Origin of the sequence: Streptomyces sp. WELS2 (assembly GCF_013870595.1) — a bacterium.
GTDB lineage: Bacteria > Actinomycetota > Actinomycetes > Streptomycetales > Streptomycetaceae > Streptomyces.
In genome coordinates, this window is sequence record NZ_JACBWZ010000384.1 from 1 (window position 1) to 5,775 (window position 5,775).

The following is a 5,775-nucleotide window of genomic DNA, read 5'->3' on the forward strand; positions in this document are numbered from 1 at the left end:
TGTTCCAGTCGGGTGCGAACTACCGGCAGCACGTGATCGACCTGCACGTCGCCCACCGCGCGCCCGGTGACGAGCGGCCGGAGAGCGAACGCCGCGCGGAGGCCGCGGAGATCATGGACCGGCGGGCGGCCGAGGACCTGCCGTACGTCTTCATCGGGCTGCCCGGCGCGATCACCGGACCGTACGACGACGTCGTCCTGCCCGCCTGGGCCGAGCAGCCCGACTGGGAGCTGGAGCTGGCGGTCGTCATCGGCGAGCCCGCCCACCGGGTGCCGGTGGAGGACGCGGCGCGGTACATCGCCGGTTACACCATCGCCAACGACCTGACCGACCGGGCCACCGTCTTCCGCCGGGACATGCCGCAGATCGGCACCGACTGGCTGCGCAGCAAGAACGCCCCCGGCTTCACCCCGCTCGGCCCCTGGATCGTCCCGGCCGAGTCGATAGCCGACCCGGGCGACCTGCGCGTCACGCTCAGGCTCAACGGCGAGACCATGCAGGACGAGTCGACCAGGGACATGATCTTCACGGTCGCGCGCATGGTGTCGTACGCCTCGCAGATCGCCCGTCTCCTCCCCGGCGACCTGGTGCTCACCGGCTCCCCGGCCGGCAACGGCATGCACTGGGGCCGGCTGCTGCGCGACGGCGACGTCATGGAGGGCACGGTCACCGGGCTCGGTGCGCAGCGCACCCGGTGTGTCGCCGAGGCGGCGTCATGAACCGGAACGACCCCGAGGCCGCGATCGCCGAGGCCGCCCGGGCGTACTCCAACTGGGGACGCTGGGGCGAGGACGACCGGCTCGGCACCCTCAACTTCCTCGACGAGGACAAGCGCCGCCAGGGCGCGGCACTGGTGCGACGGGGCGTCGCCTTCTCGCTCGCCCAGTCCTTCGACATGGCCGGCCCGCAGAAGGGCTGGCGGCGGCGCACCAACCCGGTGCACACCATGCTGGACACCGGCACCGACGCCGCCCTCGGCAACCAGGGCTTTCCGCACGGATTCGGCGGCGCCGACGACGTGATCGCGATGCCGCTCCAGTGCTCGACCCAGTGGGACGGGCTCGGCCACATCTTCGACCACGGCAAGGCGTGGAACGGCCGGGACGCCGCGAAGACCGTCACCTCCGACGGCGACCTCGTCACCGGCATCGAGCACATGGCGCCGTACGTCGCCGGGCGCGGCGTGCTGCTCGACGTGGGCCGGGCCGTCGGCGCGGACGGTGAGCTGCCCGACGGGTTCGCCGTCACCGAGGAGCATCTGACGCGGACCGCCGAGGCACACGGGGTGGGCGTCGGCCGCGGTGACATCGTCGTGGTCCGCACCGGGCAGCTCGCCCGGGCCCGCCGCGAAGGCTGGGGCGACTACGCCGGCGGTCCCGCGCCCGGCCTGTCGTTCACCACGGCCGGCTGGCTGCACCGCACCGAGATCGCCGCGATCGCCACCGACACCTGGGGTTTCGAGGTCCGCCCGAACGAGTTCGAGCACGCCTTCCAGCCGCTGCACCAGGTCGCCATCCCGCACATCGGTCTGCTGATCGGCGAGATGTGGGACCTCGACGCGCTCGCCGAGGACTGCGCCGCCGACGGCGTGTACGAGTTCTGGCTCACCGCCGCGCCGCTGCCGGTCACCGGAGCGGTGGGCTCCCCGGTCAACCCGGTCGCCATCAAGTAACCATCGGGACAAAGGAGTTACGCATATGAGCACACCTCGTACGGTCCTGGTGACCGGCGGTGGCGCGGCCGGCAACGCCGTCACGGTCCTGCTGCGCCGGGCCGGGATCGCGGTGGACCTCGTCGAGGCCAGGGACGACTGGAACGCCACCGCCGGCTCCGGCATCACCCTCCAGGGCAACGCCCTGCGCGTCCTGCGCGAACTCGGCGTCTGGGAACGCGTGAAGGAATCCGGCTTCGGCTTCGGCTCGGTCGGCATCACCGCTCCCGACGGCACCGTCCTGCACGTCGCCCGGGACATCCGCACCGGCGGCGACGACCTGCCCGCCACCGTCGGCATGCAGCGGCCCCGGCTCCAGCGGATCCTCATCGACGCCGTACGCGCCTGCGGCGCCCGCGTCCGACTGGGCACCCGGGCAACGGAGTTCGAGCAGAACGCCGACGGCGTGACCGTACGCTTCACCGACGGCACCGAGGGCCGCTACGACCTGGTGATCGCCGCCGACGGCCTGGGCTCAGCGACCCGCGCGGCCATCGGCATCACGGACAAGCCGGAACCGACCGGCATGGCCATCTGGCGCGTCGCCGCCCCGCGTCCGGCCGGCGTGGTCCGCACCGACCTCTGCTACGGCGGCCCGGCCTACATCGCCGGGTACTGCCCCACCAGCGACACCACGATCTACGCGTACGTCGTCGAGGCCAGCCGCGACCGCGCCTCCATTCCCCCGGAGACCTACGCCGACGAGATGCGCCGCCTGGCCTCCGGCTACGGCGGCCACTGGGCGGACATCGTCCCGCACATCACCGACCCGGCGAAGGTCAACTACACGTGGTTCGACCGGCTGCTCGTGGAGGGGACCTGGCACCGCGGCCGGATCGTCCTCGCCGGGGACGCGGCGCACTGCTGCCCGCCGACCCTGGCACAGGGCGCGGCGATGTCCCTGGAGGACGCGCTCGTCCTCGCCGAACTGCTCACCGGTGGCCGGGAGTGGGACGACGCGCTGCTGCGGGAGTACCACCAGCGCCGGATGCCGCGCGTGCGGGCCGTCGTCGAGGCGTCCGTGCGGCTCGGCCGGTGGCAGCTGGACGGCGTGCGGGACGCGGACGTGCCCGGCCTGATGGGCAGCGTCATGACGATGCTGCGGGAGCTGCCGTGACGACGGCCCCCACCGTGGACGTGCACGCACACGTCCTGCTGCCCGAGGTCGAGGCGCTGGTGGCCGGCCTGCCGGGCCTGGCCGAGGCCAGGGCGCTCGACGCCCGCCGCAACGGGCCCGCCGCCCTGGAGGTCAACGGACCGATGGTGCGCGAGCGCGTCCCGAGGATGACGGACCCGCGCCTGAGGCTGGCCGCGATGGACACCCAGGGCGTGGACGTGCAACTGGTCAGCCCCTCGCCCTCGCACTACCACTACTGGGCCGACGAGGACACCGCGGAGAAGGTGTACCGGCTGGCCAACGAGGCGACCGCCGCCCACTGTTCGGCCGCCCCGGACCGGTTGCGGGGGCTCGGGCTCGTCCCGCTCCAGCACCCGGCCCAGGCCGTACGCGCCCTCGACCACGCGCTGCGGCAGGGCCTCGCCGGGGTGGAGATCTCCAGCCACGCCCCCGGGCGGGACCTGTCCGACCCGGACTACGAGCCCTTCTGGTCCCGGGCGCGGGAGACCGGCGCGCTCGTCTTCCTGCACCCCTTCGGCTGCACGCTCGACGAGCGGCTGGACCGGTGGTACCTGTCCAACACCGTCGGCCAGCCGGTGGAGAACGCCGTCGCGCTCTCCCACCTCGTCTTCTCCGGTGTCCTGGACCGGCACCCGGGGCTGACGCTGATCGCGGCACACGGCGGCGGCTATCTGCCGACCCACATCGGCCGCGCCGACCACGCCTGGACCACCCGCTCCGACGCCGGCGCCGACTGCGCCCACCTGCCCAGCAGTTACCTCAAACGCCTGTACTTCGACTCCCTCGTCCACGATCCGCACGTGCTGCGGGAGCTGGTGCGGGTCGCGGGCGCCGACCGGGTGCTGCTCGGCTCCGACTTCCCCTTCGACATGGGCACCGAGGACCCCGTCGGCGCACTGCGCGCGGCCCGGCTGCCCGAGGCCGACTTCCACGCCGTGCGCGGCGGCAACGCCTCCGCCCTCCTCTTCAAGGAGTGATCTCATGCGTCTGCTCACCCATCTGCGGCACGTCGACCTGGCCGTGCCCGACTACGACAAGCAGCTCGACTTCTACGCCGGCGTCTGGGGCCTGACCAAGGTCGCCGAGGACTCCGGTATCGCCTTCCTGGCCGCCGAGGGCTCCCCGGAGCAGTACGTCGTCCGGCTGCGCAAGGCCGGGGAGAAGCGCCTCGACCTGGTCTCCTACGGCGCCGCCTCGGCCGCGGACGTGGACACCCTCGCCGAGCAACTGCTGGCCGGGGGCGTGGAGCTGATCACCCGGCCGGGCAAGGTGGACACCCCCGGTGGGGGCTACGGCTTCCGCTTCTTCGACGTCGACGGACGCACCGTCGAGGTCTCCGCCGACGTCGGGGTACGGCGGCACCGCAAGATCGAGGAGAAGGAGTCGATCCCGGTCAAGCTGAGCCACGTCGTCCTCAACTCCCCCGATCTGAACCGCACTCGGGAGTGGTACGAGCGCCACCTCGGCTTCTGTCTCTCCGACACGCTCAGCTCGCCGCACATGGGCGAGGTCATGCACTTCATGCGGATCTCCAGCCAGCACCACTCCATGGCGCTGGCGAAGGGCCCGCACACCTCCCTGCACCACATCTCCTTCGAGATGCGCGGCATCGACGAGTACATGCGCGGCTCCGGCCGGGTGATCCGCGCCGGCCACAGGAAGATCTGGGGGCCGGGCCGGCACATGGCCGGCGACAACACGTTCACCTATTTCCTCGACCCGCACGGCAACACCGTCGAGTACACCACCGAACTGGAATGCCTGGACGAGGACACCTGGCACCCGCACGTCTACGACTTCTCCCGGCCCGAGGTCACCGACCAGTGGGGCACGGCCAACCCCATGAACGAACTCGTCGCCAAGGAATCCTTCAACGACCCCGACCGCGGCGTCTTCGTCGCCCCGCCGGTCTGATTCCCCCCGCCCGCCCCGGGGGCGCGGCCGGTCCCGCCACCATGCCCTGACTCGGACCGCCGTGCCCCCGGGCCCCACCGGCCAGGAGCCACCTCGATGCGTTTCGCCGCCTACGAACACCACCACCGCGTCCGAGTCGCCGTAGTGCACGACGACGGCACGCTGCTCCCCCTGCCCGGCGTCACCTCGCTCACCGGGCTGCTGCGGGAGTCCGGCGGTCTGCCCGGCTTGCTCGCCGCGGGCGCGGCGGCGCTCGACGTGCCGCCCGGCCCCCACGTCTCCGAGGTCCGCCTGCTGCCGCCGCTCCGGCCCGCCTCCATCCGGGACTTCGTCACCTTCGAGGAACACGTCGAGGGCGTACGGCGGTCGGTGGACGGCGCGGCGGGCGTGCCCGCCCGGTGGTACGCGGCACCCACCTTCTACTTCACCAACCCGCACTCGGTGTACGCCACGGGCGACGGCATCCCGGTGCCGCCCGGCTCGGCCGTCCTCGACTTCGAGCTGGAAGTGGCCGCCGTCATCGGCCGTGAGGGCCGCGACCTCACCCCCGAGCGGGCCCGGGACCACATCGTCGGCTACACCGTCTTCAACGACTGGTCGGCCAGGGACCTCCAGTCCGCCGAGATGAAGGTCGGCCTCGGCCCCTGCAAGGGCAAGGACACCGCCACCACGCTCGGCCCGTACCTGGTCACTGCCGACGAACTGGAACCGCACCGGGACACCGACGGCTTCCTGCGCCTGGCGCTCACCGCGGAGGTCAACGGCGAGGTCGTCGGCCGGGACCTGCTGTCGAACATGAGCTGGACGTTCGAGGAGATGGTGGCCTACGCCTCGCGCGGCACCCGGGTCGTCCCGGGTGACGTGCTCGGCTCGGGCACCTGCGGCAACGGCGGCTGTCTCGCCGAACTGTGGGGCCTGCGCGGTGAGCGGACACCGCCCCCGCTCCAGCCCGGCGACACCGTCACCCTCACCGTGCAGGGCATCGGCACGCTCACCAACACCGTCGTCCCCG

Annotated in this window: 6 protein-coding genes; all 6 read left to right on the top strand. The window is 72.5% G+C overall.

Going from position 1 to position 5,775, the window contains the following annotated elements; translation table 11 throughout:
* Positions 1–719, top strand: a 719-nt coding sequence (locus H5J33_RS21110) for a fumarylacetoacetate hydrolase family protein (protein WP_181796488.1), incomplete at its 5' end; no start/stop codon positions are given.
* Entirely contained in the window at positions 716–1,672 is a 957-nt protein-coding gene (locus tag H5J33_RS21115; protein WP_181796489.1) for a cyclase family protein, read from the top strand. The genes H5J33_RS21110 and H5J33_RS21115, both read left to right, overlap by 4 nt.
* A gap of 25 nt (positions 1,673–1,697) precedes the next feature.
* The gene (locus tag H5J33_RS21120; RefSeq protein WP_181796490.1) at positions 1,698–2,828 is read left to right on the top strand and encodes an FAD-dependent oxidoreductase; all 1,131 of its coding nucleotides are present in this window, start codon (positions 1,698–1,700) and stop codon (positions 2,826–2,828) included.
* Positions 2,825–3,826, top strand: a complete 1,002-nt coding sequence (locus tag H5J33_RS21125) for an amidohydrolase family protein (RefSeq protein ID WP_181796491.1) — start codon at positions 2,825–2,827, stop codon at positions 3,824–3,826. Before H5J33_RS21120 ends, H5J33_RS21125 begins: the two co-directional genes overlap by 4 nt.
* 4 nt (positions 3,827–3,830) lie before the next feature.
* The gene (locus H5J33_RS21130) at positions 3,831–4,763 is read left to right on the top strand and encodes a VOC family protein (RefSeq protein ID WP_181796492.1); all 933 of its coding nucleotides are present in this window, start codon (positions 3,831–3,833) and stop codon (positions 4,761–4,763) included.
* A gap of 96 nt (positions 4,764–4,859) precedes the next feature.
* The coding region (locus H5J33_RS21135) for a fumarylacetoacetate hydrolase family protein (protein ID WP_181796493.1) at positions 4,860–5,775 on the top strand (916 nt) is incomplete at its 3' end.